Origin of the sequence: Nodosilinea sp. LEGE 07088 (assembly GCF_015207395.1) — a bacterium.
GTDB lineage: Bacteria > Cyanobacteriota > Cyanobacteriia > Phormidesmidales > Phormidesmidaceae > Nodosilinea.
Genome location: NZ_JADEWX010000034.1, coordinates 20,263 through 46,315, shown reverse-complemented (window position 1 = coordinate 46,315; position 26,053 = coordinate 20,263). Strand labels below are relative to the sequence as shown.

Below are 26,053 nucleotides of genomic sequence, written 5' to 3'. Positions count from 1 at the left end.
ATATGCGCTCGGTCACGCGTCCGATAGGGAACTGTCTGAGCCTCCCGAAGTTCACTTAACGTGCGGTCTTCTTCCTCGGTCAAAATGATGCGTAATGGGGCGGGCATTTGAGGGCACTCTGGCTACCCTGCTATCTTACATTTAATCTCAACTGCCTACTTATTGGCCTGGTGTTGGTGCGCAACCGGGCAGGGTTTAACCAGTATGGGATGTTGCTGTTGGCGACTGCGGGGGCGATCGCGCTAGGTGCCATCGCTTGGCATATCTACCAATGGCGTCGGGCGAAGACCTTCATTACCCTGGCCCGATTGCTCGATGAGTGCGATCGCCACAACGACATCATCCAGGCTTTACAGGTGATGGCAGAACTAGATGCAGCGCAGATTACCGCTGCCAAGGGTTCCCAGCCTGGTGAGATACTAGTTGCCCTCCAGGCCACCCGTGACAGTCTGGTTTCAGCTCTGATGACCGAAAAAATACTGCGCCGCCACCAGGCGCTAATAAAGCGACAGCAGGAGCTGTTCAATACGATCGAGACTAACTTAGCGACGCTGCAAGCACTCCAGGTCAACCACCAGGCCAGCGAGTATCGGCAGTTTTTGCAGGAAGCGCTCAATATTGGCCTTGCTGTGCAGCAGGAGTTGGCGCCAAATATGATAAATCAAACGTTATCTGACAGTTGAGGCATATCAGACATGTATAAGAGCATCAGCTCATGTTTGGTTTTTATCTTTACGCTTCCACATAGTGGTCAAGCTGTTTTGCTTTCGCCAGATGCAAGCTATCACTCCAGGTTTGCATCGGTGTCTTGCCGTAGCAATAGCACCCTGCATGGGAAGGCGTAGGCCGGTTCAACCGAGTCGCGGCATAGGTTTGACAACCGTGTCGCAGCACGGGCACCTCAGACTATGCAATCGATACTCAACCACGTCGGGCTCGACGGTTGGCAGGTCTATCACTTGATAGCGGTGGGGATGACTATCTTAGCCCGATAAGCTGGCCCCACAGGCTTGGCAGGCAGGGGAATTACCCCATGGACAGCGCAGCAACCTTCTGCTGGATAAAGCTTTCGGGCCTCGCAGGGGGCGGTGGCCTAACGCTGACCTCGGGGTGATTTTTCCCCTTACCGTAATGCTAGCGCCCCTAAATGTAACTCATTATACGATTGCTACCCTAGACAGGGATTACCTACCTATCTACCAACTTTCTGTAATATCACCTTGACATTTAGGTATTACTTACTAGATTGTTGGGGAGGTCTCGGCAAGCCAAGCCATTATTTAGCAAAACTTGCACCCTCTTTAAGTTGGACATCTTAGTACGCATGAATATCAGGAGTTGAGGAAATACATGGTTGACGAAATCCATTTTCTTGGCATAGGAGCGCCACGATCTGGTACATCTTGGCTTCATGAAAGACTCGCAGAGCATCCAGACTTTCAGCTACCAAGAACCAAAGAGCTTCATTACTTTGACCGGAGTACGGATTATCCTTCGCCAAATAAGTTGGCGAGCGATGGTTTGGCAGCTAGGATAAAACAATCTAGTTGGCGGAGCGGCGTTAGGACTTCATGTCTACGTTCCCTAAGAAATAGAGATGCAGCAGAACTTGCTTGGATGCTAAAGTACTACTTTCCCAAAAAATATGATGATCAATGGTATCTCTCTCTATTTGATAGCATGAATGGAATTCGAGGAGAAATTACTCCGGCGTATATGCTCTTGAAGGATGTTGATATCGCCAGAATATATAGCTTATTCCCAAGTCTAAAGACCGTTTTTTTGATGCGAGACCCAATTGAAAGAACCTGGTCAAGCTATCGCAAAAGTTATTTACGTGAGGGGCGGACATTACCAGATATTGAAAGTATTATTAATTACTTAGATAGTCCAAAAATAGTTCAGCGTCTAAATTACTTGGAGACTTTAGAGCGCTATAAGAAATATTCTCAGTCTGGTAAAATTATGGTTAGTTTTTTGGATGCAATTACCGAACATCCTCTAGCTACTCTCCAGGAAATAGTTACCTTTCTTGGAGGTGATGTAAACAAGATTTCTGAATATTGTCAGATCAGTGCAGTCACAAATTCCTCTCCAGATCTTGAGATTCCAAAGGAAGTCAAAGACCACTTGTGCTCTAAGTATAGTATCTTAATGGAGGAGCTTTCCGATGTTTTTGGTGGCTATTGTACTCAATGGCTAAATCGACATTTCGGGAGAACTATTAGCGAGGAACCGGTTCGGATGACACTATTGCTTGACCAGTGCTAAATAATATATGCTGCTGACTACTGCGTTGTCAGGGATCTATCCGCTTTAAGTCAGTTAATCCTATATTTATGGTGGTCATTCTGCTAAGCAATTATAGCGTTTCCTAGACCGACGAGGTACGATCAAAGTAGAGGAAATTCAGGATGACTCTACATTATTGCGTTTCTTGTAATTGAGGAACAACTCCAACTTGTAAAGGCATTAGTCGAGGCGGATAATGATGGGGTTTTCGATTGTATGCCTGTGTGCTGAAAGGACAGCAGTCAATGCACTGAGTTTGCGAGGCCCAATTGCTTCGTTTGACCTTATCCGCATGAGAACCGCTATATTGGATTTACTGTACTGCCCGCATCCGTGATATGTCCCCTAGCCATATCTTTACGGGCTGTAATCCATTTGGCCAGCGATATCGAAACAGCAGCGTAGAGCACCCATTTAAGCTCGTTGTACTGCAGAATATTTGACTCTGCTATATTGACTAAGACCATAGTCGTTAAATATGCAGCAGGCCAGTAGCTTTCAGCTGAGGTATCTGAGTGAAGATAGGTTATCGCTCTCAAAAAATTTAACCATAGGCCGGAGACAAAAATTACTACCCCAGCAAAACCTAAGCCCGTCCACAGCTCAAGAATACCATTATGAGAATGAGCAGCTGTAATCTGATCTACGTAATATAACACTGCTGATGGGCCAGACAATCCACGCCAAAATGCTTCGTAACCATAGCCTAAAATTGGTCTTTGACTAATCGTATCAATCACGATGGCCCAAATAGTTGTCCGTCCTGTTAGGGTTGCATCCTCGCCTATCAAGGCTAGAAACTGTTCTGGGTTAGCCCACACTAATCCAATCGGTATTGTTAGTACTGTGAGCATGGCCAGTAGACTCCAAGTGATTTTTAGTGAGCCTTTTAGAGTAAAAATTCTGTACACAGGTAAGGCCAGTAGGACGACGGATAACGTTACAATGGCGGTGCCTGATTGCGCCATTAACATCAATGCAACTGAAGTAAAAAAAGCCATCCAATACAGCCAGCGGCGCTCTTTTTCTCCTACTGCAAGCAAACCAAAAACAGTAGCGCTAGTCACCATGCTGATACCAAGGCCATTCTTATGAATAAATACCCCGCGCCATGCACCTTCATGCAATCCCGAAGAGATTCCATAGCTTGGCAACGCTATCACGAAAGCCAAGCTGATTAGCACAATTAACCCAAAAGAACAAGCCAATAAATGTAGCTGTTGGCGAATGCTGTAGCGCGATCCTAAGTACAGTCCAAATAAACTAGTGCCAGTTATAGCTACCAAGCGTCTCAGAGTTACATCCGGGGCGTCAGACCAAAAGTACGATAGTCCTGCAAAAGCCAGTATGGGTAAAATTACAAATTCTCCTCGTAACGATCTCAGAAATTTTTTCCATCGACATATTACCAATATCCCTATCACTAAATAAGTCAGTGAAAAGATTAGCAAAATTAAGCTGGAGTTAAAATTAACGGTCTCACCTTGCGTAACCGCGCCTCTCGAAAGCACCAGCGCAAGAATTGAGGACGTGTACAAAAATAGTGCAAAGACCGTAAAGCCATATTCCAATCGTTGAAATATTCGCATTTTTGATAATCTTTTTGAACGACTTCTACGTAATGCTTGCAGACTTAGCAGATTTACGTTTAGTAAACGTAGCACGAATTTTTTCTCGCTGTTCTCCCGACACTAGCCACATTGCCAAATACAACAAAAAATCGAGCAGCCTAGGGTTGCCTTTCTGCACAGCTTCTTTGAGCAAAATCCCAAAAGCAGACCAGTCTCGTTGTTCAGCGGCAGGAGATGCAACATTTGTCATTAAAAATGACGAATAGGCTCTAGGTGTCATGAGATCCCGGGCTGACTGGACCCAGTCTAAAGAATAACGCCAATCTGGGATTTGACTCAGCCGCTGCTCCCCTACGCCTACATGCGAATGCCAAATGGCTAAAGGTTCATCCACATACTCAATTCCAACGTCCTGACCATTGGCACTGACTCGGAGAAGCCAGTCGTAGTCTTCATGTTTGTTGTTCTCAAAAGGAAACTCGATCAATAGTTCCTTCGTAGTGAAGTAAGTTGATGGCAAAAAAGCCCCTTCTCCCTGAAACAATGCACGGCGCACAAACAAATAATCACCCAATGGCTCTGCATTACGAGGTAGCCGCCGGGGCCAAACAGATTCTCCGGCCTCAGTTTTGTTAATGAAACGGCTAACTACAATTGGGCAGGCATATTGAGAGTTAAGTGCTGCTTTAAGCTGCAGCTCTAGCTTATTAGGCATCCACTCATCATCATCATCAAGAAAGGCGACCCAATTCCCTTTCGCTTCCTTAACTCCGGCATTACGAGCTCCAGCAAGCCTAACGTTTTGCGGTAATATTACAAACCTAAACTTAGAATCTTGAACTGTAGATAATACTGCTTCTGCCTCAGGATCAGGGCCATCTACAATTACAATGACTTCAAAATTGGTCAAAGTTTGTCGCAGCGCACCTTCGATCGCCCTTAGCACAAGCTTAGGCCGTCTATAGGTAGTAATAACGACGCTAATTAACGAAGGCTTTTCCATAAAAATTCTCCCAGAATATACTTAGCCTATATAAGTTACTACCCCAATCATCCACAAATATACATATATTAGGTATGCGCCATAAGTCATAAACCAGAATATATTATTGTCTTGTTATCGACTGCAAACGCCTATTAATTGAAGAAAACCAGGAAGGACTTACATTAACATGCTTAACAACCACATAGTCAATATAAGCTCTCTCGAAAATAATTGAGGTTAGTGTTGCCAGGGCAGCACCCAATGCACCCAAAGTATAAATACCAATTAGATTGAGTGAAATATTTAAGCATGCTGCCATTCCTCTGAGACGGGCACTTTCATCTTGGTGACCCGTCAGATCTAGCAGCAGTCCTATAGGGCCGCTGCTAGCCTTAACAAATTGTCCTAGAGCTAAAACAATGAGTACCCATCGCATCGATACAAATTCAGGCCCAAAGTTACGCAATAAAGGTTCTGATAAAAATATTACTGCCACTACAATGGCCAGGGAAGGGATCAACAGTATCTGATTTGCCTTTGTTATTAGCCGCTGTAACTTGACTGGCTCTCCCTCGGCATAGGCAGCTGAAATCATCGGCCCTACTGCTGCTGATACAGCAGTTAAAAGAAAGCCTATGATCGCAGCAGTTCTAACAGCAGCATTGTAGAAACCAACATCCTCAGGCCCTTTTATTAGTCCAATCATAACAATGTCAGACTGGACTAATATTGTTCCAAATCCAGTCGCCAGAAGCAGCGGCAGCGATACTCGCAACAATCGACGTATTTCATAAATCGCGGGCATATCTCCCACGAAAGCTCTCACTTCACGGTGAATCATCCACTGTAGCTGAAGTAAAATCACCACAAAAGATATAAAAGTAATACATAAAACAGTAGTGGTGCTCAAAGGAGTACCATCTTGTACCCAGAAATATATTGAGGAGGCCCCAATCAATACCAGCATTGGCCGGACTAAGGTAAGGGGAATAAACGCAGCTGCCATACGGCGAAATCCCTGAAGGATGCTCATCGACAAATCAACCAAAGCCATTAGCGGCATCACCCAAATGCCGATTAGAGTTGCCTGCAAATTGATGGTTTGCCCCTGGGATTCAAAAATAAACGCTATAGCAGTACCTATAAGGGCTAAACCAACGCTGACCAACGCTGTCATGCCAAGACTACCCTGGACAACTCCTTTCAACCTTCCAGGCTCTTCTTTTATTCTAAACTCAGGGATAAAGCGTACAACGGAACCTCTCTGCCCTAGTTTTGGAAGGGTTGTAACCAGGGTTGCCCAAGAAATAATGTATATGTAAAAGCCGTAATCTGTTGCTCCCATCCAACGGGCTAAAATTATTTGGTCAAAATATCCAATACCTCGGCCCAAGATCTGAATCAATAGAACAACACTTGATCCTCGCAATAACGAGCTGAAAACTTTGTCATTCTTCAGTTTATCTTGAACCTTTGAGATAATGTTTTTCAGCATCATAAATACTAGTCTTAATAAAACTTAGCTCTTAAATCTTGCCGCAATAAATCGTTGATTTTCAGCTGTAGCCACAACCTTTCAGACAAGGAAAATTATCTCAAATTATCTTAACTGCTCGGTGGCAGTTATACATATTCTACCCCCCTTATTTTTCTAGCATCTCCTTAGTTCTGTATATGTTTGCCAGTCATTCTAACTTATGCCGTACCCTGCTAGCTTCAATCTTTCAAAGACAGTGTTTACTATAGATAAATAGGATACTGAACCAAATCAGACTGTGTATTACGCAGCAAAATTATCTAGCATAAGTTGAAGTTAGATAGGCTACCTCATAGATTTTGCTATTTTGTCAGATAAATGCGATCATCCACCCAAATTCTTGATTGGATACGTAAAATAAACTGATATCTTGTCACGGAGCTATTTCGGAATAAAATCTATATTTATCGGTTATTTTATTGATCATTATCTATGCATAAGATTCTGGATACAAAGTCGCCATCGAAAAAGCTAAGCAGTGTTTGCCTAAGTTCTTCTCAAAGTCAAAGGATCAGGCAACCGACTAAATGCCTAAGCTACTCAAACTCTGGCTCCTGAGTTTAGTATACTGAGGGAATTCAAAAACCACTGAAAGCCCTGATTAGAAACGCTTCCGGGGAATTTGTCTCAAGCTGGCATCCTAGGTCAAGGATAACCTAAACCCTGTCTGCTCTCTAGACTAGACTAGTTAACCTTAGCAATTTTAAACCTGTTGAGTTGAAATAGTAAATTGTTATCGCAGTGTCATACGCTCGTTCTATGGAATAACAGATCCGAAAGCTCATTTGTTATAATTGTTCTATCTTCACAATTGACAACTCGAACTTGAAGCTTTTATGAAGTGATCAAGATAAGTTGAGTATGGAGTAGCCTGCTAGGAGAGAATATTTTCGATGAGGTAAGGTGCTAGTACTCCACGGCGCAAGTTTAGATACTATTTCTTAGAGTTAGGGAGCAGCAGGGGAGCTAGGGAGCCAAGCGATCCGGAACGGTGGACATATTTTAGCCTTCGAGTACTAGCTTGCTTGTGCAAAGAGTCCAAGGGTGTGATTTTCGTTTGTAGAGAGTTGGTCTGAAAAGGCGATCGCTCCGTTTACCTTCGCTAATTCTAGAGTAAAGTGCATCACCTGCTCAAAACTGCTTGTAGTTAGGATCTGTCACTAGACCCACAATACGCTACAATGCCTGCGGCTGATGGGGCATACAGTGTCTGCTGCCACAATAGTCACAAGGGCTGGCAGCGGTTCTGAGCTAGGTTGATGCATTTCAGATTTGAACTTGCGCTTTATGTAGATTGTGATCGCAGAATACATAATTTTCGATAGATATCTTGCATCAGATATCCTGCATCGCGGTTTGTTTAGGTTGTTCCTGCGATTCTTAAGGTATCGTCACTATGGCATCTGAAAAGCCATCGTTACTTATTTTCTACCAGTACGACCCCTGGCACTCTAGTATTGGGGGTATACAAACGGTTATTAATAATTTTATTAAGTACTCTCCGAAAGACTTTGACATTGGAGTGGTCGGGGGGCTGTCTTCTGGGGGTTATAGTCTAGGACACTGGTATGAGCGAAGCTTTCAGGGTAAGACCATACGTTTCCTACCGATTATTGATTTAGGAGATGATAACGTTAGAGGATTTATACCCACTACTTTAAAGTACACGCTAGCCTTAGCTAAGGCTAGAAAACTCCTCAATGCAGACTTCATGCACTTTCATCGCCTTGAACCATCCTTGGCCGTGAGTGGCGTATCAGCTAGGAAAACGCTGTTTGTACATAATGATATTCACCAGCAGATGTACGGTGCTGATCAAGCGCATGCTATTCTTTGGCGAAGCCTGCCACAGGTCTATTTTTGGCTGGAAGAAAGTCTAATTAGGCGATTTGATGATGTTCTCTCCTGTAATACTGACTCACTGACGTTTTATAAAGCACGTTACCCCAATCTATCGGAGCGACTCAGGCTAGTTAAAAACACAGTTGATACCGATGTTTTCTCCTTCTCGGATACTGCCGATAAGAACGCTGATCGGCTAAAACTCATCCAGGAACTGGGTTTGGCTAGTGAAACGCAATTTATCTTTTTTGCCGGTCGATTCCATCCTCAGAAGGATCCGCTCCTCCTGGTTCGAGCGCTGTCCCAGCTTCAAATGGCATCAGCCCATTTACTACTGGCGGGGGCTGGGGAACTAGAAGCTGACATCAAGGCCGAAGTTAAACGACTTGGCTTAGGTCGTCAGGTTACTTTTTTGGGACGGTTAAGTCCACCACAGATGGCTGCAGTTCATCGTGCCGCTAGTGTATTTGCCTTAACCAGTATCTACGAAGGACTGCCGATGGTTGCTTTAGAAGCATTATCTTGTGGAACACCTGTAATGACTACTAATTGTGGTGAAACTCCCCATCTTCTGACTTCTGGCAGTGGTGTCGTAGCCACCCAACGAGATCCACATACAGTGTCAGAAAGCCTTAGGGTAATCCTAGAGCATCCGACTGACTTCCCGGCTGAAGCTTGCTCAAAGGCTGCTAAACCCTACCATGCCAATGTCGTGATCGAAGAAATTTATAACACGATGAGGTTACAGTTAAGGCGAAAAACTGACTAAAGTCTTTTTGTGGCAGCCTCTTGCGAGATTTTGGGTTACAGTTTCTGAAGCGCTTGTAAAGTTCGAGGAGAGAACAAGAATGAAGATCGCGGTTGTTGGTGCTAAAGGTTTGCCACCTCTCCAAGGTGGTATTGAACACCAATGTTCCGAGTTGTATCCTCGCATTCAGGCTCTAGGTCATCAGGTTGATTTTTTTGCCCGTGCGTCTTATACCAGCCAGCCATGGTTTCACAGCCATGACTACAAAGGCATTCGTGTGATTTCTTTGCCCGCACCAACGACTAAAGGTTCTGATGCCCTAGCTAGCTCTGCTTTGGCAGCCTTTGTATCATCGCTAGGGCGAGATTATGATGTTATCCATTTTCATGCTCTTGGCCCAGCACTGTTTGCCAGTTTGCCAAAGCTGGCCTATTCACGAGCTAAAGTAGTGGTTACTTGCCATGGCTTAGATTGGCAGCGATCTAAGTGGGGTAAAATTGCTCGTCATCTTATTCGGTCTGGGGAACAAATGGCGGTTAAGTATGCTGACTCCATAGTTGTTGTGTCTAAGCAGCTACAGCAGTATTTCCAGGATACCTATGGCTACCGCACAGTTTATATCCCTAATGCTCCTGTTAGCTATGAGGCTACTGACGAATCTTTTACCTACGGAGCTTCACTAGGGCTGGAGAAAAAGAAGTACATCATATTTTTAGGTCGTCTTGTACCTGAAAAGCGTCTTGATATCTTAATTCAAGCATTTAAGAGCTTACCTCCATCTGGCTGGAAACTAGTCATAGTCGGTGGAAACAGTGGTTCACTACCCTATGTAGCTGAAATCTCTCGGTTGGTAGCAAAAGATTCCAGCATACTGTTTACGGGCTTGTTAGGTGGAGCTAAGTTGGCAGAGTTAATGAGAGGGGCTGGATTATTTGTCTTACCATCAGATGTGGAAGGATTACCGCTAGCTATGCTAGAAGCGATGTCGGAAGGTGTTCCTGTAGTGGCAAGTGATATTGAACCCCATAGAGAACTTTTGGGCAAGAATCGCGGCCTTCTATTTGATGCAGGTAGTGTAGAGTCTTGCAAAGCCATGATTGCTCAAGCCTTAGTTTCTTCCAAGTATATGGAAAGTTTAGCTAGTAATGCGCAACAGTATGTGCTTTCTACCTACAACTGGGACAGGATTACTAGAGATAATTTAGAGGTATATAGAGCTGCCATTGAGGCTGTGCCTCAAACTGTTTAAAGGAATTGATAATGTACTACAACTCGGGTATTGATAAAGCATTAGTAGTCGCTGTCAAGTGGAGGGGTATGTGCCGTGATTTTAGGATATAGTATTAGAGCTTTGTAAAGCCAATTAATCACTAGATTTTATATTTGAGCAATGAAGCAAATTACAGCAGTTTTCCTTGCAATATTTACATCTATTCTTTTTGTCCCTGAAGGTGTGGCTGAGGAAAGACAGAATGACTCGGGCATAGTCGTCAGTCAGTTTGACGTTCAGCCCTCGGGATCGGTCTTGCTAGCCCCTGAGAGAGCTAGTCAGCTTAGCAGTTACACTTTAGGTCATGGAGATCGTGTGGTCGTGGATATTTTTGGTTTGCCAGACTACAGCCAGGAATATGGGGTCTTAGCCGATGGAACTCTCAACTTGCCTTTGGTTGGCTCCATTTATGTCAATGGTCTAACTTTGACCCAAGCGAGTCGAGCAATTGAGGAACGCTATCAGGCTTTCGTGCGCCGCCCCGTTGTTACCTTAGATGTCCAGCGCCCTAGACCCTTGCAGATTGCTGTTGTCGGAGAGGTTAATCGGCCTGGTACCTATAGCATTGCCACAGTTGAGCGGGCAGCCCAGGGCGACCGCGACCAACGCATCAATGTGACTACCGCTATTAGTCAAGCCGGTGGGATTACTCAACTTGCTGATGTTCGCAATGTGCAGGTCTATCGCCCTGCACCCATGGGGGGAGATGGCGAGTACCTGAATGCCAATCTATGGGATCTACTGCGTCAAGGAGACCTGAGTCAAGATTTGACACTGCGGGATGGAGATACCATCATCGTGCCTGAGGCTTCGTTAGTTGATGATGCAGAGATTACTGAGGTAGCCTCTGCTAATTTCTCTCCAGAAACGATTGACGTATATGTAGTTGGTGAAGTTGGTAACCCTGGCGTAGTCCAGATCAAGCCAAATACTCCATTGAATCAAGCACTACTGGCTGCTGGCGGATTTGATTTAATCCGGGCCTCAAGGGGAACTGTCAGATTAGTTCGCCTTAATCCTGATGGTACCGTATCTGATCGCAGCATTGCAGTTGATTTTGCCGCCAGTGTCAATGATCAAACGAACCCTGCAATGCGCCCTAACGATACGATCCTCGTAGGTAGATCAGCCTTGACCAGTGTAACGGATACCCTTGATCAGATATTTTCACCTTTGCGAGGCGTTTTTGACTTTGTGAGGATTATTGACGGCAACGACTAACTGTATTAAAAACTAAGTACATACCAAATATTTTCTCCGGTATATGCTTATATCAGGGCATCTCTAAGGGCTAAGTCAAAGACTCATCAAGTGGTGAGGAAGATTTCTAAGGATCGTCATTATGGAAACTTTTCAGGATCGAGAGCAACTAGATATAAGTCCCGGATCTTATGTGAGAGCAGCTCGAAATCACTGGTTGCCTGCAGCGCTGACCTTTTTTGCGGTACTAGCAATAGCTACTCTCATGTCATTACGGTTAGAGCCTACGTACAAGGCAAGTGCTGAACTATTATTTCGCATTAGTCGTACTCCTGCTCTGACAGGATTGGGAGAAGGCAGCGAAGATCTAGATACTTTAGTCAATAACCAGAATCCTCTGGTTACTGAAACTCGAATCATTTCCTCTCAACCCCTTTTGGAAGAGGTCATTGACATTCTCAGCCTCACCAATGAAGAAGGTTCTCTTCTAAATCCCAATGCCCTTAGTCAAAATCTTACCGTTGAGGTTTTGCCTGGAGCCGATGTAGTACAGGTATCCTACGAAAGTCGCGATCCTGAACAGGCTGCTGCCGTTGTCAATACCGTTACTGATGTATATATTCAAGGAAATTTTGAATCGAGCCTCGCTCAGGCTACTAAGGCTCGAGAATTAATTGATCAACAATTACCTCAATCAGAAGCAGATGTACAGCGTGCAGATGAAGCGCTTAGAAGGTTCAAAGAAGAGAACAATGTTGTTCTACTTGATTCTCAAGCTCAGTCGATGGTCGCTTTGATGCAGGATCTGGACCAACAAATATTAACTACTCGAGCAGCTCTTCAAGAGGCTATTTCTAGATCTAGTCAATTGCGCAGCGGGCTTAGCCTGACACCTCAGGAGGCAATAATCGTCAGCGATCTGAGTCAGGCTACCGGCGTACAAGGCGCGCTGTTGCGCCTTCAAGAGGTTCAACAGCAACTGGCAGTAGATCGAGGATTTTACACTGACAATAGTCCAACTGTGGAGAACCTTAGGAATCAAGAGGATAATCTAAGTCAGCTATTGCGTGAGGAGGTTGATGCTATTGTGCCCAGTGGTAAGACACCCTTATCTAGCCGTCACCTTCAAGTTAGTAACCAGCGCCAGACCATGATTGCATCTCTCATTGATGCTGAGATTGAACGTTTAAGTTTAGACCAAAGATTAGCAGTTTTGTCCGATGCGCGGGAGGCCTATAACAGGCAAGCTGATGCACTCCCCTTCCTAGAACAGCAGCAAGAGAAGTTGGCTAGTGAGTTGTTAGTGGCCAGGCAAGGGTATGAGTCCCTTTTACAAAAACGGCAAGATTTAAGGATTGCTGAGAACCAGGCATCTGGTAGCGTTGTGGTGCTTGAACCTGCCGTAGTGCCCCAAAATCCTTTGTCTGTGAGAAGATTTCTAGTAATTGCTATGGGTGTTCTTGTCGGAGCATTACTGGCAACGACGGTTATATTTTTGCTGGAGCTGAATGATTCAGTTTACGCTAGGAGGTCATCTGATTTGTCGAACTAACATGGTTTTCCTGCTATTTCTTCGAGACGATTTACTCTCTCGCTAAAATCGAGAATTCAACTAACTTTTTTAATTTACATTCTCGGGTTAAATTTACTAAAAAGTTTTTCTTTAGACAGCAAGCTTTCGTTTTTACAATGTAAGCTATTTTTTAAGGCAGATTTAGTACGTCCATTCTTCAAATTAAGTGTGTCTGGCCTTAGTACCTTAATGTTTTAGAGTCAGTAGGTAAAAAATGTCATCAAAGCGACTTATTATTGGGTTCGGTATTGACTCTGCAGATCCAGTTCTAATGGAAGAGTGGATGCAGAAAGGATATCTCAAAAATATTCAGAAGCTTATGAAAGAGGGTTCTTATGGATATGTAAAGAACACTGTAAATTATGCTGGTCAGCCTACTGAAACCTGTTCCACCGAAAGGCTATGGACAATGACTTGGACGGGGTGTCGCCCTGACAAAACTGGATTCTGGGATACTTCAAAATTTTATCCGCAATCTTACAATATCAGCCGCGATGAGGAAGAAGTAGCTGCTGATTTTAACGAGTATCCACCTTTTTATGCTGTTGGTAAAGAGCACAAAGTTGCTATATTTGATTTGCCAGCTACGGGGCTTTCAGAGCAAGTAGATGGGCTACAAGTGCTTGCTTGGGGTGGGCATTATCCCTTCACCCCTAGCCATTCTAAGCCAGCTAGTCTCTTAGATGAGATTAATCAAAAGTATGGCAAGAATGAAGTTCTCAATAACGATGATGGTCACTGGTCTGACGCTGAGTATGTCAAGTGGTTATATCCGGCATTACAAAGAAGTGTTCGCACGCGCACTCAGATCTGTCGTGATCTGCTCGGTAGAGACGACTGGGATTTATTTTTAGCTGCTTTTCCAGAAACTCATAGCGCAGGGCATGATCTCCTTCACCTCAGCCGACCTGATCATCCTGTTCATGATGCCTGGCGCAGAAAGTTTGGGGAAGATGTTGATCCGACTCTGGCTATTTATGAGCAGGTTGATCAGTCTATTGGCCAGATTTTAGAAGATGTGCCAGATGATGCTTTTGTGTTTTGTTTCTCCGTGCATGGCATGGGAAATAACGTTACCGACCTGTTGAGTATGGGAGTACTCCCAGAGCTAATGTACAGGTTTAATTTTCCAGGGAAAGTGGCTCTGGCTCCAGGCAAAGTAGGAACTGTGCCACCGGCAGTGATCACTCAGCCCGTAAGGCGCTCTTGGGAGGGAGAAAACTGGGTTAAAAACCATGAGAGTAATCCAGTCTGGCAGCGCATTAAGCGGTTCTTACCTAAGCGATTCTTAGCTGATAAGGTCAATGGTTTAAGTTCTCCTTGGGCATTGCGTAGGGATTCAGTAGCTGCTGCTTGGATGCCCGGGATGTGGTATTCACCTCTATGGCCTGAGATGAAAGCCTTTGCATTGCCAGCCTTTGCAGATGGGCATATTCGTATTAATTTGAAGGGAAGAGAGCGTGATGGCATTGTGCTGCCTGAAGAGTATGACGCCCTCTGCGAGGAAATTATTGAAGTTCTCTACGATCTGAAGGACTCTAGGACTGGTCAGCCCTTAGTGGATAAAGTTGTTAAAACTCGTGGCTATCCTACCGAAGACAATGATCGTGAACGGATGCCTGGAGCAGATCTGGTTATTTTATGGAATAAGAATGGTGCTCCAGTGGATGTAGCTGATAGCTCGAGATTTGGCCGTATTGGCCCTCTGCTGCACCATCGTCCGGGTGGGCATCGCCCGAAAGGATTTTTGATTACTAAGGGGCCGGGAATTGTACCAGGAAGTATTGCTCCCGATGTTGAAGCCGTTGATATTGCTCCTACAATGCTTAGCCTGCTTGATGTTTCCATCCCTGATCATCTTGACGGCCATCCTATAGATCATGTTGTTCTCGCTAAGGCTGGGACGGAGGTATAGAAACCTATTTTTAAGAGTGTCCTCTAACTTTTTTGCTGAATTTTTGCTGTGTTTGATTTTGGGTTTCTCTAAGCTGACAGATTTTGTCCTGCAAACAGGATCGTTGAGGGTTTGCTGTTAAAAGATTCTTGAGATTTATCTTGAAAGACTCTTTGGAACAGTGGCATAGCTCTGGCTTTTTGAGGTGATTTGTGAGACTGCTTTTATCTTTGCGTGAATTGCTTAATCGGAGCAGCTTTCAGAAGATTAGGTTGCCTGTCATTTTGTTTGCTTTGACTGTATTGCTGCTGGGGTCGGTGGCGGTATATCAAGTGATTGGCGATAGAATACATGTTCGGGGTACGATCATTAGCCTTTTTTTGAAGCAACCGGATCAGATCCATCTTGCGTGGGATGGAAATTCGGCAAATTCAATTAATCTGCGTTGGCATACCCGCCGTATTTATACTCCTTCAGTGGTTGGATATCGACAGCTAGGAGAGTCTGAATGGAAAATGGCTGTGGGGCATCAGAATTTTTCTGGTTCTAACGGTGCTCGCCATGAGGTAGAGCTTCGCAACTTGTTGGCAAATTCTACCTATGAGTATCGTCTCAAAGGAGATCGTCTTCAAGGCTTTTGGAGCGATACCTTTGAGCTGAGAACTTCTCCCCCTATCGGTGAGAGTGACTTTGATGCTATTTATTTTGCTGATACAGGTCTGATCGGACGCCGCGACGGTCTGGGCACTGGGGTAGAGAAAATTATCGAGGCCATAGCTGCACAGCATCCATTACTGACGTTAGCTGGTGGTGACTATGCCTACTACAATACAGATAAACGATACGGTTCTTTAGAAGCTTCGATCGACGTCTGGTTGAATCAGATGGCACCCGTGTTCACCCGCTCAGTAGTGATGCCTACCTATGGCAACCATGAAACTCAGCTGCAAGAGAATATGACGCCATGGGCTAACCGATTCGCCATACCTGACAATGCCCTTAATAGGGGAAATTATTCTTTCGATGTTGGTAATGCCCATTTTGTCTCAGTCTTTGCTGTTTTTGAACAACAGGGGTTAGAACCGCAAGCGCTGGATTGGATTAGGCAAGATATTTTGGCTGCTCAGGCCGCAGGCCAAACCTGGATTATTCCATTTATGCATGTTTCGGCTTTTGCTGAAGGGGCTAGTCACCCTTCTAATTTGGCATTGCGATCGCAGCTAGGGCCGTTATTTGAATCACTTGGCGTAAAGCTGGTGCTGTCATCTCATGACCAGGCTTTTGAACGAACCTACCCATTAGTAGATGTACCTGAGAAAAATCGTCCGACTTCTCAATCTAAAACCTGTTACACCATGGAAGATGGTGTAACCTGGCTTAAGACTAGCCCCAGCGGCAAGGAAAGCAACAAGAGTGGCAGCTTTTCCATATTTAAGGCCGATCCATCCCCTTGGGTTGCTGTTAGAGACAACACTATGCATGTGTTTACTAAGCTGCATTTTTCAGCAGAAAATTTGGCGGTTGAGACCTTTGGGGTAAGAGGCGATGGCCAACCACCAGTGGTTTTAGATTCCTTTGAATACACCCAAAACCAGTGTGCTGCCTAGTTGAGAACGCCTGCTATGACATCTTCACTTGCCTATAGTCACCCCTACACAGTTGATGAGACGGTTCCACTAGTCTCGGTCATTATGCCGGCTTACAATACAGCTCAGTATATTGGGCAGGCAATTGAGTCGGCGCTACAGCAGACGATTGCAAATATTGAAGTCATTGTTGTCGATGATGCCTCGATAGATAATACGGTTGCTATCGTTAAAGGCTTTACCGACCGCAGAGTGCGCTTGTTCGAATTTGCTGAGAATCAGGGAGCTGCCGCTGCTCGTAACTGGGCGTTTCAAGAGGCTAAGGGTCAGTGGGTTGCGGTTTTGGATTCTGATGATTGGTATGCGCCCAATCGGCTAGAGAAAATGCTGTGCGTGGCCCAGCAATCTGAAGCTGATATGGTAGCCGACGATATCTGGTTTATTGAAGACGGCAGCCTAACCCCTTGGACGACTCTGGTAAAAGAAAGTGGGCAGGAGGTTTTGGCTCCGCAGGTGGTGACAGATTTGGCATACCTTAAAAACGACATTCACGGTCGTCAGGGACTACATTTTGGTCTCTCAAAGCCGTTAATCAATCGAGGGTTTTTAATTGAGCATTCGATATTTTATAAGCCAGAGGTTCGCCTGGGTCAGGATTTTTTCTTATACCTGGAGTGCTTAATTCGAGGTGCCAAGTTTGTCTTTCAGCCTACACCTTATTACTATTACCGGGCTCGGGCCGGTTCGCTGTTTACTAAGAGCCAATTAGAGCGGCTCACTCAGGCCTGCCAAGCGATTAAAGTTTGGATTGACAAAGATGAGATCAAGGCTAATCCTCCGTTGCGGAGGGCATTGGCTGGTAACTTAAGCGCTTATCAACAAAGTCTTGCCTATTATTCTGTTGTTGAGCCGCTGAAACAAAAGCCGATTGACCCTGTAGCTATCGTTTCGGCTCTAGTGCAGAATCCCTACTTCTTCGTCCGTATAGCCCAGAGATTGCCTCAAATTGTAGGACTAAGATTGAAGCGAATTTTTGATCGAGGAGAAGCAACCACGGGTCGCCGTACTGCTTAAGTTATGGTCTATCTTCCTGTAGTCAGGGGGTTGAACGCTTGACTCTCCAACAGGAATGCTAGGTTGAGGCAACCTTAGCAGCCAGGACTGCTGTTATTAAGTCTTGATGTACGGCCCGTGAGCTGGCAATCACCATGCCAGGTCGTAATAAAACTGTGTGCCGTCGATGGGGTCGAGCGTCAGCAAGTAATCGCCCGCTGACCCCAGATCAATACTGCTATGCCCAACCCACCTCTGTCCATCCCAAAAGGAAGGAGAAAACAAAAAACAGGGCCTCCTCAGCGAGAAAGCCCTATCTATAATCAAACCAAATCAAGCTATCTAGAAAACTTGATCGGCTTGGGTACTAGACTGCAGCAGTCTTGGCGACTTTAGCATTAAGCTCACCCTTGGCGTACTTGACGGCGTAGACCTCTACAGGCTCTTGCTTGATCTTGCTGGCGTTGCCGGCGGTGCCGAAGGCGGTGTAGCGATCGCTGCACACCTCGGTCATGTACTTCATCGAGGGCTTCATGAAGTGGCGAGGATCGAAGTTAGACGGATCCTTAGCTGCTGCTTCACGGATGGCCGCAGTGATGGCCAGACGGTTGTCGGTGTCGATGTTGACCTTGCGCACACCGCTCTTGATACCCTTCTGAATCTCTTCAACGGGTACGCCGTAGGTCTCGGGAATGTTGCCGCCGTACTCGTTGATCATATCTAGCCACTTCTGGGGCACGGAAGAAGATCCGTGCATGACCAGGTGGGTGTTGGGCAGGCGACGGTGAATCTCTTCGATGCGGCTAATGGCTAGAATTTCGCCAGTGGGCTTGCGGGTGAACTTGTAGGCGCCGTGGCTGGTGCCGATAGCAACGGCCAGAGCGTCTACCTGGGTGGCTTCCACAAACTGCACCGCTTCATCGGGGTCGGTAAGCAGCTGGTCATGGCTGAGGGTGCCCTCAAAGCCGTGGCCATCTTCTGCTTCGCCAGCGCCAGTTTCGAGGGAGCCGAGGCAGCCCAGCTCGCCTTCAACGCTACAGCCAATGGAGTGGGCTACTTTCACCACTTCGCCAGTAACCGCCGCATTGTATTCAAAGCTAGCGGGGGTTTTGGCATCGGCTTCAAGGGAGCCATCCATCATGACGCTGGTGAAGCCGTTGCGCAGGGCCGAGTAGCAGGTGGCAGGAGAGTTGCCATGGTCTTGGTGCATGACCACGGGAATGTGGGGGTAGGTTTCAACCGCAGCAAGCACCAGGTGGCGCAGGAAGTTTTCGCCAGCGTAGGAGCGTGCACCGCGAGATGCTTGCAGAATCACGGGGCTGTCGGTTTCATCCGCAGCCTTCATGATGGCTAGAATTTGCTCCAGGTTGTTTACGTTGTAGGCCGGAATGCCGTAGCCGTTCTCAGCCGCATGATCCAGCAGTAGCCTCAGTGAGACAAGCGCCATAAAATTCCTCCTAGTGTATTCTCGCCGTTAGGCCTTCAGATGTTGAAGTAGGTAGCCTTACTCATCAATCTTAGGACAGATCGATGATCTATAACGAAATGTTTTGACAAGCTAAAGCCAAGCTTAAAAGAACTCCCCACCCAGCCGAGATGTGTTTACCCAGCACTTGGCCCCATCATAGACCACTGAGGGACACAGACCGTGAGTTTTGCTACCTGCAGAGCCGTGGAACCTTAAAGTATGGGTCGCCTGGGATTCGAACCCAGGACCAATCGGTTAAAAGCCGAGTGCTCTACCGCTGAGCTAGCGACCCCCACCATGGGGAAGTTGTGCACTGGCAATAACCAGACACGGCTTATAACAATAGCACACCCCACGGAAGATTTTATCGGCCCCAAAAATTGGATTACAAAATTGGATTACTTATAGTGGGGGGTCAGACAGGCGATCGATCTTTATCCTTGCTGTAGATTACGGAACGTAACCAAGCGGTTGTTTTCGTACCTAAATAAAGCTTTAGTTTAATGAAGCTCCATGCTTAGAGACCTCCTATTACGCCCCAGGCTATGTTTCCCACTCATCGTCCTCGCCGTCTGCGCCAGCACCCGCAACTTCGCCGCATGGTGCAAGAGACCCTGATTACCCAGGCCGATCTGATCTATCCCCTATTTGCGGTACCGGGGGATGGGTTTGCTAAGGAAGTGTCGTCGATGCCGGGGGTGTACCAGCTTTCGGTTGACAAAATTGTGGAAGAGGCGAGGGAAGTCTACGACCTGGGTATTCCCGCCATTATTCTATTTGGTATCCCCGCCGACAAAGACACCGACGCCACCGGAGCTTGGCACGACTGCGGTATTGTGCAGCGAGCTACCACGGCGGTTAAGGAAGCGGTGCCCGACCTGCTGGTGATTGTGGATACCTGCCTGTGTGAGTACACCAGCCATGGTCATTGCGGCTATCTAGAGACTGGCGATCTGAGCGGACGGGTGCTCAACGACCCCACTCTGGAACTGCTGAAGAAAACTGCTGTAGCCCAGGCCAACGTGGGGGCTGACATCATTGCGCCCTCGGGGATGATGGATGGGTTTGTCCAGGCCATTCGCGCTGGGCTAGACGAAAGTGGGTTTGAAGATTTGCCGATTCTTTCCTACGCGGCGAAGTATGCCTCGGCCTATTACGGGCCGTTTCGCGATGCAGCGGAGAGTGCGCCTCAGTTTGGCGATCGCCGCACCTACCAGATGGACCCCGCCAACGGCACCGAAGCGCTCAAGGAAATCGAGCTGGATATCGCCGAAGGGGCCGACATGCTGATGGTGAAGCCCGCCCTGGCCTATATGGACATCATCTGGCGGGTGAAGCAGGCCACCAACCTACCCGTGGCTGCCTATAACGTGTCGGGCGAATACTCGATGGTGAAGGCGGCAGCCCTCAACGGCTGGGTTGATGAGCAAAAGCTGGTGATGGAAACGATGACCAGCTTTAAGCGCTCGGGGGCCGATATGATTTTGACCTACCACGCTAAGGATGTAGCTCGCTGGCTTGGCTAAAGGGCGATCGCCCTTTAAGTCGGGCCTGGTTGGGCGTAGGGGATTGGGTGCTGCAGGCCAACACCCTGAATGTAGCGGTGCTAGCCGGTAATTCAAGCCCTGATTAATGGCCTGGGAATCAGCAATTTCCGAATTCAGTCATTTTAGCCTTGGGAAGGCTAGCGGTATTCGGTACACTAGGCGAAAGAACCTCACTTCAGAGCCTATTTGAGGCAGTTGGTTTAGATATTACCTCCGGTATGGCACTTTTAGGATTCAGCTCTATGACTTCGGTGTTGCCCCAGGCCACTTCTTCTGCGCCTGCCATCGCTCCCGAAAAAACTCGTCAAACTACTCGTCAGACCTATCCCAACTATAAAATCATCGTTCTCAATGACGATTTCAATACCTTCCAGCATGTGACTGAGTGCCTGCTGAAGTATATTCCAGGGATGGGCAGCGATCAAGCTTGGGAGCTAACCAACCAGATTCACCATGAGGGGCAGGCGGTTGTCTGGGTGGGCCCTCTGGAGCAGGCAGAGCTCTATCACACACAACTTACTCGCGCTGGCTTGACGATGGCCCCCCTCGAAAAAGCATAATCTAGTATTAATTCCTTAAAACTTTCTTAAGCCACCCCATGACACAAGCCTCGGACGGTCGCCTTGTCTGGAACCACTCTACCCATTTGCCCGGGCTGATTCCCATTCTCGAACGCCTCTTAGAACAGCCCGGTATTGGCACGGTGACCCCCGGGGTAATTGCCAACGTCAGAGCCCATTCCCCCGAGTTGCGGGTTAAAGTATCGGTGCCGATTCGCGGTGGGTTTAAGCTAATTGCCCGCAAAGGGAAGACCGTGCAGGAGGTCTTTGTGCTCACCGAATTCGACAAGCCCACCCTGGAAGGGGCGATCGCCCAGGCCATTGAGGCCACCCGGTGACCCCTACCGGGGCATTGTCAGTGCCATCGCAGCGGCATGAAGGCAAAGCGACCTTTGCCGTGGGGGACGCGTTTTATCGGCCCCAAAGTGCGATCGCCCGCGACCTGGCGGTGCTAGCCGCCGCCGTCTATCGCCAGCGCCACGGCAGGTTGCGAGTGCTCGACGCCATGACCGGCTGCGGTGTGCGGCCCCTACGTTACGGCCTAGAGGCCGAGGCAGAGTTTGTCTGGGCCAACGAAGGCAATCCTGATTTGTCCGCTGTGCTGGGGCAAAATCTAGCGACATTGCCCGCCCACATCTACCGCATCACTCACCAGGATGCCAATCAGGTGTTTTTTACCTGTTATCAGCAGCGCGACTTTTACGACCTGGTGGATATCGACAATTTTGGCGGGCCATCACCTTATACGGCGAATGGGCTGTGGGCCACCCGCCTGGGGGGGCTACTGTATTTGACCAGCACCGATGGCCGTGCCACCAGCGGCCACGACCCCGAGCGGAGTTTGAGAACCTATGGGGCCTGGGCGCGATCGCACCCCGCTGCCCACGAGCAGGGATTGCGCCTGCTGATTGGCCACGCGGCCCAGATCGCTGCCGCCCGGGGCCTGGGCATTGAGCCCGTCTTTGCTCTGTCTACGGGCCAAGTGCACCGGGTGATGGTACGACTAGTGCCCAAACCAACGCTGACGGATGCCACCTATGGATTTATCGCCTATTGTCACCACTGCGGCCAGTTTCAAACGGTGGACTGGCGACACCTGGGCCGGGTGAGTTGCCGTCACGGGTTGGGGGAACCGTCAGATGCCCCCGTGCTCAGCGGGCCGCTGTGGCTCGGGCCGCTCCATGACGAGGCCATGCTGACCGCCATGCAAATCCTGGCGATTAGCTGGAACTGGTGCTCCCAGGCCAAGCTGCTAGGGATGATGGCCCAGGAAATTGACCTGCCGCCCTACTACTATCCCCTCGGCGAAATTGGCCGACGGGGACAGATGGATATCCCCAACCGAGACCAGCTGATTACAGCGCTGCAAGGCCAGGGCTACCGGGCGGCGGTTCCGTCGATGGATTGGCAGGGGGTGAAAACGGATGCGACCTTTGGAGATTGCGTTGCGATCGCCAAGGTAATTTAGCCCTAGCCCATATGACCGCTGGTAAACATTTCATCCTTAGATAGATTATCCTCCTTGGGGACGGCTGCACAAAACCAGGGTCTTCTGACAAAACACTACAAGCTTTTTAGCATCGTCGTGACGATGCCATTTCCGGATGGAAGCAGCCACTTTAAGGTAGTTGAAACGGCTTAGGTGCTTCCATGAATGTGGTCAGTGATCTGTGGATACCCGATATCTCCATCCTAGAAAAAATCGTCCGCCCAATTTTGGTCTATGGCTTTTTGTTGATTGCCCTGCGCTTAGGCGGTAAACGAGAACTGGGGCAACTCACCGGCTTTGATTTGGTGGTGCTGCTCATGCTCTCAAACGCCGTACAAAACGCCATTATCGGCAACGACAACTCCGTTACCGGGGGCTTTATTGGTGCCGCGACGCTGTTGATGACCAACTATCTAGTGGTGCGGCTAACCTATCGCCATCCCAAAGTACAGCAGCTCATCGAGGGCAAGCCGAGACTGCTTCTGCTCGATGGCCAGATGATTCCCGAAAATTTGCACCAGGAACTCATCAGTGCCGGAGAGTTAAAAACAGTGCTGCGACGTCAGGGATTTGAAGACTTGGCCGAAATTAAAGCCGCCATTTTAGAAACCAGCGGCAGCATCACCGTAGAGCGCGCCGTCGATTTACCAACCCCCGTCGAGGCTGAGCTGCTGGAGCGTCTGGCGCGAATCGAGCGGCTACTGCAATCTACCTAAAGCTGACATTAACCACCGAGGCATTACCCTCGATGGGGTGACTGAGTCAACTGAAGCTGCCCAGCGCGATCTGTGGATGCAACCCGATCGCCTCGGACCGAGCAAGATACCCAGTACGTCACGGCGCTTAACCAGCTCCTGGAGGCGATGTCAGATTGACACAGCTCAGTCACAGGTTAGCCATAGGGTTTTCCTAAAGTACTCACCAGTTGGCCTAGAGGTGTTTCCGATGGTGTTTTTACCCTTCTTGACGGGGGCGGCGATCGTTGCTCTGGCTTTAGTGGCTGGTGTTAGCTTCATGACCTGGCTATTTCCTGTATCGCCACCCGATGCCGACCATAAAAGACAACCCTAAGGCCCATCGTTTCACGGGGCAAAGGTGCTCAACTGAGCACCTTTGCCCTGGCATGCTTGGGGGTAGAATTTGCGCGGGTCAGACCTTGGTCAGCCTTAGCCCCGGTTCTTGATGGTCATGACCTGTACAATCCTCTGGGCCAGGTCGCTGGGAATATCGAGAATACGATAGAGATCTTCAAGAAAGGCCTGTTCCTGGGGGGTAACCGTGCGGTCAGACAGCACCAGGTCAGTGGCAATGGCAAAGGCTGTCTCGCGCATATCTTGGGATAAAGCCCCCTTGGCCTCGTTAACCAACACCCCTGGGCCCTGCTGTTTAAGGCGCTCGAGTACCAGATCAAACATGTGCTGCATAGCCTCGGCGGAGTAGCTGTTAAACATGACCATCCGCGACAGCAGCATGGTCATGTCTTGCCCCTCTTGCTCGGCTAAATAGCCGTCAGCGGCGATCGCCACCATGGCGATGCTGGCCAGGGCTTCGGCAGACCCCATGGATAACTCGGTCATAGGTTTGTCTCGATATACAGGGGCGTCGTCTTGGTGCCTTTATTTTTGCGCTAAAGTCCCCAGGGAACAATTGGGGTTGAAGAGTCTTTACAGCGAGTACGGCTTTAGAAGAATTGCCATCGGTCAAAATGCTTAAATTTGTGATCAAACTCACAAGCTGTAGTGACAAATTCGCTAGGTCTCTAGGAACTTTCCCGTGATACTAAGGTTGACTCAACTTTAGCCGAGTCATCTACAGGGAACACACAACCAACCGGCAACTCCATGCATTTGGGCTTGTCGGTTTTTTTTGCCCTTGGGTTCGACGGCGATCGCCCGTACCCAAGCCCCCAGCTACAGGCTGCGCCCCGCCGCCTGCCGATAGAATTGCCGCATATCGCTAAGCCATTGCCGTCGCGACTCGTCCCAGGTGTAAAACATATGCCCTCCCTCGAAATGTCGCAGGGTCAGGTTGGTCTGCAAATCGGGGTTGAGGTTCATTAAATCGACCAGATGGTTAGACGAGAAATAGGGGGTTACTAGGTCGTAGATGCCGTGGGTAATATAGACCTGGAGGTAGGGGTTGAGGGCCATGCCCACCCGCAGGTCATCGACCGAGCCGATAAACCCCTGACGGTACTCACTCTCCGGCAAAAACTCCCAGGCTTTGAACACCTCAAAACTGAGTAGGTTGTAGGTCAGGGTCGTATCAACCCCCAGGGTCGATCGCAGGTGGCTGTTAATGGCACCCGTAAACAGGCGATCGATGCCCTCTAGGGTGGGGTCGGTGCCCTCATTCACCAGGCGATCGGGGAAAGGGTCGATCGCCGTTACGGAGGCATCGTAGAGGCCTAAAATGCGCTGCTGGTGGCGCAGTAGCTCTCGAGCGAAGGTGACAATGTCGATGCGGCCCCGATGGCGCTGCACCAATGCGGGGGAGAGGCCAATCAGCTGGGCCAGTTGATCGAAGACATGCTGCTGCTCCTCGGCGGGGGCGGTGCCGCCCAGGGCCAGCAGCGGGATCAAGGTTTTGCGGGCAAATTCAGCGGCTTTGACCCCGTGGGCGGTGGGGGTGTCGGCGGTCGTTACCCGCCCGTGCAGCACCGCTGTTGCCGCCATCGATGGGATTACCGTAGCCCAGCCGCTGAGGTTGTAATCGGTGCCCTCCAGCAGCATGAACTCCATCACCGGAGAAATTAGAATAGCGCCGCACAGGCCCACGCCGTAGTCTTGCTGAAGCTTGCGACAGAGTTTGGCCACCCGAAAGCCACCGTAGCTCTCCCCGGCAATGAATACCGGCGACAGCCAGCGGTGGTGGGCCGACAGATAGCCCTGAATAAATTCGCCCAGGGCGTTGAGGTCGCGATCGACCGTCCAGAATTTTTTGGCCTTGTCGTCAGCTTTATCGTCGGCCTTGTCGTCGGGCTTGTGGCCCGGTTTATGGTCTGACTGAGCAGATTTTTCACCGTTCTTGGGCAGGGTACGACTAAAGCCGGTGCCCACTGGGTCGATAAAAACGAGATCGGTAAAGCTGAGCCAGCTCTCGGCGTTGTCGACTACCTGCACCGGCGGGCGAGGCAGGCTACCATTGGGGTTAAACACCACTCGGCGCGGCCCGAGGGCACCCATATGTAGATAGGCCGAGGCCGCCCCTGGCCCACCGTTAAACACGAAGGTAATCGGGCGCTGGGCCGGGTCTTGGTCGGCGATGGTGTAGGCCACGTGGAACAGCTCGGCTACGGGCTGATCTTTTTCGTAGAGAGTTTGCCATTGGGCCGAGGCCTTGTAGGGTTGGCTGCCGAGCAAATGCTCGGTGGTGTTGCCCTGGCGCTGGGGGGTATCTACCATGGAGATGCTGCTGGACGGGGGCTGAGGTCTTTTG

21 protein-coding genes and 1 tRNA gene are annotated in these 26,053 nt (G+C 48.5%); 15 read left to right on the top strand and 7 right to left on the bottom strand.

The window, feature by feature from the left end; genetic code table 11:
* The first annotated feature begins 176 nt into the window (after positions 1–176).
* Together IQ254_RS10980 and IQ254_RS10970 are read left to right on the top strand one after the other, a co-directional pair.
* Positions 177–683, top strand: a complete 507-nt coding sequence (locus tag IQ254_RS10980) for a hypothetical protein (RefSeq protein WP_193966201.1) — start codon at positions 177–179, stop codon at positions 681–683.
* Positions 684–1,350: 667 nt separating this feature from the next.
* The gene (locus IQ254_RS10970) at positions 1,351–2,271 is read left to right on the top strand and encodes a sulfotransferase (RefSeq protein ID WP_193966199.1); all 921 of its coding nucleotides are present in this window, start codon (positions 1,351–1,353) and stop codon (positions 2,269–2,271) included.
* Between the two features lie 323 nt (positions 2,272–2,594).
* On the opposite strand, the gene IQ254_RS10965 is transcribed toward IQ254_RS10970, so the two are convergent.
* The 3 genes from IQ254_RS10965 to IQ254_RS10955 all read right to left on the bottom strand — a co-directional run bounded on the left by IQ254_RS10965 (position 2,595) and on the right by IQ254_RS10955 (position 6,346).
* Positions 2,595–3,881 carry an O-antigen ligase gene (locus tag IQ254_RS10965; protein ID WP_193966198.1) on the bottom strand — a complete coding sequence of 429 codons (1,287 nt, stop codon included), beginning with the start codon at positions 3,879–3,881 and terminating at the stop codon, positions 2,595–2,597.
* A gap of 25 nt (positions 3,882–3,906) precedes the next feature.
* Positions 3,907–4,866, bottom strand: a complete 960-nt coding sequence (locus IQ254_RS10960) for a glycosyltransferase family 2 protein (protein ID WP_193966197.1) — start codon at positions 4,864–4,866, stop codon at positions 3,907–3,909.
* A gap of 103 nt (positions 4,867–4,969) precedes the next feature.
* Positions 4,970–6,346, bottom strand: a complete 1,377-nt coding sequence (locus IQ254_RS10955; protein ID WP_193966196.1) for a flippase — start codon at positions 6,344–6,346, stop codon at positions 4,970–4,972.
* Between the two features lie 1,435 nt (positions 6,347–7,781).
* Here IQ254_RS10955 and IQ254_RS10950 point away from each other — a divergent pair.
* The 7 genes from IQ254_RS10950 (at position 7,782) to IQ254_RS10920 (ending at position 17,572) form a co-directional block, all read left to right on the top strand.
* Positions 7,782–8,996, top strand: coding sequence for a glycosyltransferase (locus IQ254_RS10950; RefSeq protein ID WP_193966195.1), 1,215 nt, complete (start codon positions 7,782–7,784; stop codon positions 8,994–8,996).
* A gap of 79 nt (positions 8,997–9,075) precedes the next feature.
* Complete coding sequence (locus IQ254_RS10945; protein WP_193966194.1) at positions 9,076–10,224, top strand: glycosyltransferase family 4 protein; 1,149 nt, start codon at positions 9,076–9,078, stop codon at positions 10,222–10,224.
* A gap of 141 nt (positions 10,225–10,365) precedes the next feature.
* Positions 10,366–11,466, top strand: coding sequence for a polysaccharide biosynthesis/export family protein (locus tag IQ254_RS10940; RefSeq protein ID WP_193966193.1), 1,101 nt, complete (start codon positions 10,366–10,368; stop codon positions 11,464–11,466).
* A 121-nt stretch (positions 11,467–11,587) separates the two neighbouring features.
* Positions 11,588–12,997, top strand: coding sequence for a GumC family protein (locus IQ254_RS10935; RefSeq protein ID WP_193966192.1), 1,410 nt, complete (start codon positions 11,588–11,590; stop codon positions 12,995–12,997).
* 235 nt (positions 12,998–13,232) lie between these two features.
* A complete protein-coding gene (locus IQ254_RS10930) occupies positions 13,233–14,933 on the top strand; it encodes an alkaline phosphatase family protein (protein ID WP_193966191.1) in 1,701 nt (566 codons plus the stop codon).
* A 191-nt stretch (positions 14,934–15,124) separates the two neighbouring features.
* On the top strand, positions 15,125–16,519 hold the full coding sequence (locus IQ254_RS10925) for a metallophosphoesterase family protein (RefSeq protein WP_193966190.1): 1,395 nt from the start codon (positions 15,125–15,127) through the stop codon (positions 16,517–16,519).
* A gap of 15 nt (positions 16,520–16,534) precedes the next feature.
* The gene (locus tag IQ254_RS10920) at positions 16,535–17,572 is read left to right on the top strand and encodes a glycosyltransferase family 2 protein (RefSeq protein WP_193966189.1); all 1,038 of its coding nucleotides are present in this window, start codon (positions 16,535–16,537) and stop codon (positions 17,570–17,572) included.
* Positions 17,573–17,918: 346 nt separating this feature from the next.
* On the opposite strand, the gene fba is transcribed toward IQ254_RS10920, so the two are convergent.
* The gene (fba, locus tag IQ254_RS10915; protein WP_193966188.1) at positions 17,919–18,998 is read right to left on the bottom strand and encodes a class II fructose-bisphosphate aldolase; all 1,080 of its coding nucleotides are present in this window, start codon (positions 18,996–18,998) and stop codon (positions 17,919–17,921) included.
* A 241-nt stretch (positions 18,999–19,239) separates the two neighbouring features.
* A tRNA-Lys gene (locus tag IQ254_RS10910) sits at positions 19,240–19,311 on the bottom strand.
* Between the two features lie 253 nt (positions 19,312–19,564).
* On the opposite strand from IQ254_RS10910, the gene hemB reads away from it, so the two are divergent.
* From hemB to IQ254_RS32065, 6 genes are all read left to right on the top strand, one after another.
* On the top strand, positions 19,565–20,545 hold the full coding sequence (gene hemB / locus IQ254_RS10905; RefSeq protein ID WP_193966187.1) for a porphobilinogen synthase: 981 nt from the start codon (positions 19,565–19,567) through the stop codon (positions 20,543–20,545).
* Between the two features lie 263 nt (positions 20,546–20,808).
* The gene (gene clpS / locus IQ254_RS10900) at positions 20,809–21,126 is read left to right on the top strand and encodes an ATP-dependent Clp protease adapter ClpS (RefSeq protein ID WP_193966186.1); all 318 of its coding nucleotides are present in this window, start codon (positions 20,809–20,811) and stop codon (positions 21,124–21,126) included.
* 38 nt (positions 21,127–21,164) lie between these two features.
* On the top strand, positions 21,165–21,464 hold the full coding sequence (locus IQ254_RS10895) for a DUF2103 domain-containing protein (protein ID WP_193966185.1): 300 nt from the start codon (positions 21,165–21,167) through the stop codon (positions 21,462–21,464).
* On the top strand, positions 21,461–22,594 hold the full coding sequence (locus IQ254_RS10890; RefSeq protein WP_313887422.1) for a tRNA (guanine-N1)-methyltransferase: 1,134 nt from the start codon (positions 21,461–21,463) through the stop codon (positions 22,592–22,594). The genes IQ254_RS10895 and IQ254_RS10890 overlap by 4 nt, the downstream gene beginning before the upstream one ends.
* Before the next feature lie 182 nt (positions 22,595–22,776).
* Entirely contained in the window at positions 22,777–23,331 is a 555-nt protein-coding gene (locus IQ254_RS10885) for a DUF421 domain-containing protein (RefSeq protein ID WP_193966184.1), read from the top strand.
* Between the two features lie 229 nt (positions 23,332–23,560).
* Entirely contained in the window at positions 23,561–23,686 is a 126-nt protein-coding gene (locus IQ254_RS32065; protein ID WP_255526995.1) for a hypothetical protein, read from the top strand.
* A gap of 95 nt (positions 23,687–23,781) precedes the next feature.
* On the opposite strand, the gene IQ254_RS10880 is transcribed toward IQ254_RS32065, so the two are convergent.
* Together IQ254_RS10880 and IQ254_RS10875 are read right to left on the bottom strand one after the other, a co-directional pair.
* Positions 23,782–24,192, bottom strand: a complete 411-nt coding sequence (locus tag IQ254_RS10880) for a tellurite resistance TerB family protein (protein ID WP_193966183.1) — start codon at positions 24,190–24,192, stop codon at positions 23,782–23,784.
* Positions 24,193–24,525: 333 nt separating this feature from the next.
* A complete protein-coding gene (locus IQ254_RS10875) occupies positions 24,526–26,019 on the bottom strand; it encodes a S10 family peptidase (RefSeq protein WP_193966182.1) in 1,494 nt (497 codons plus the stop codon).
* Between the last annotated feature and the right edge of the window lie 34 nt (positions 26,020–26,053).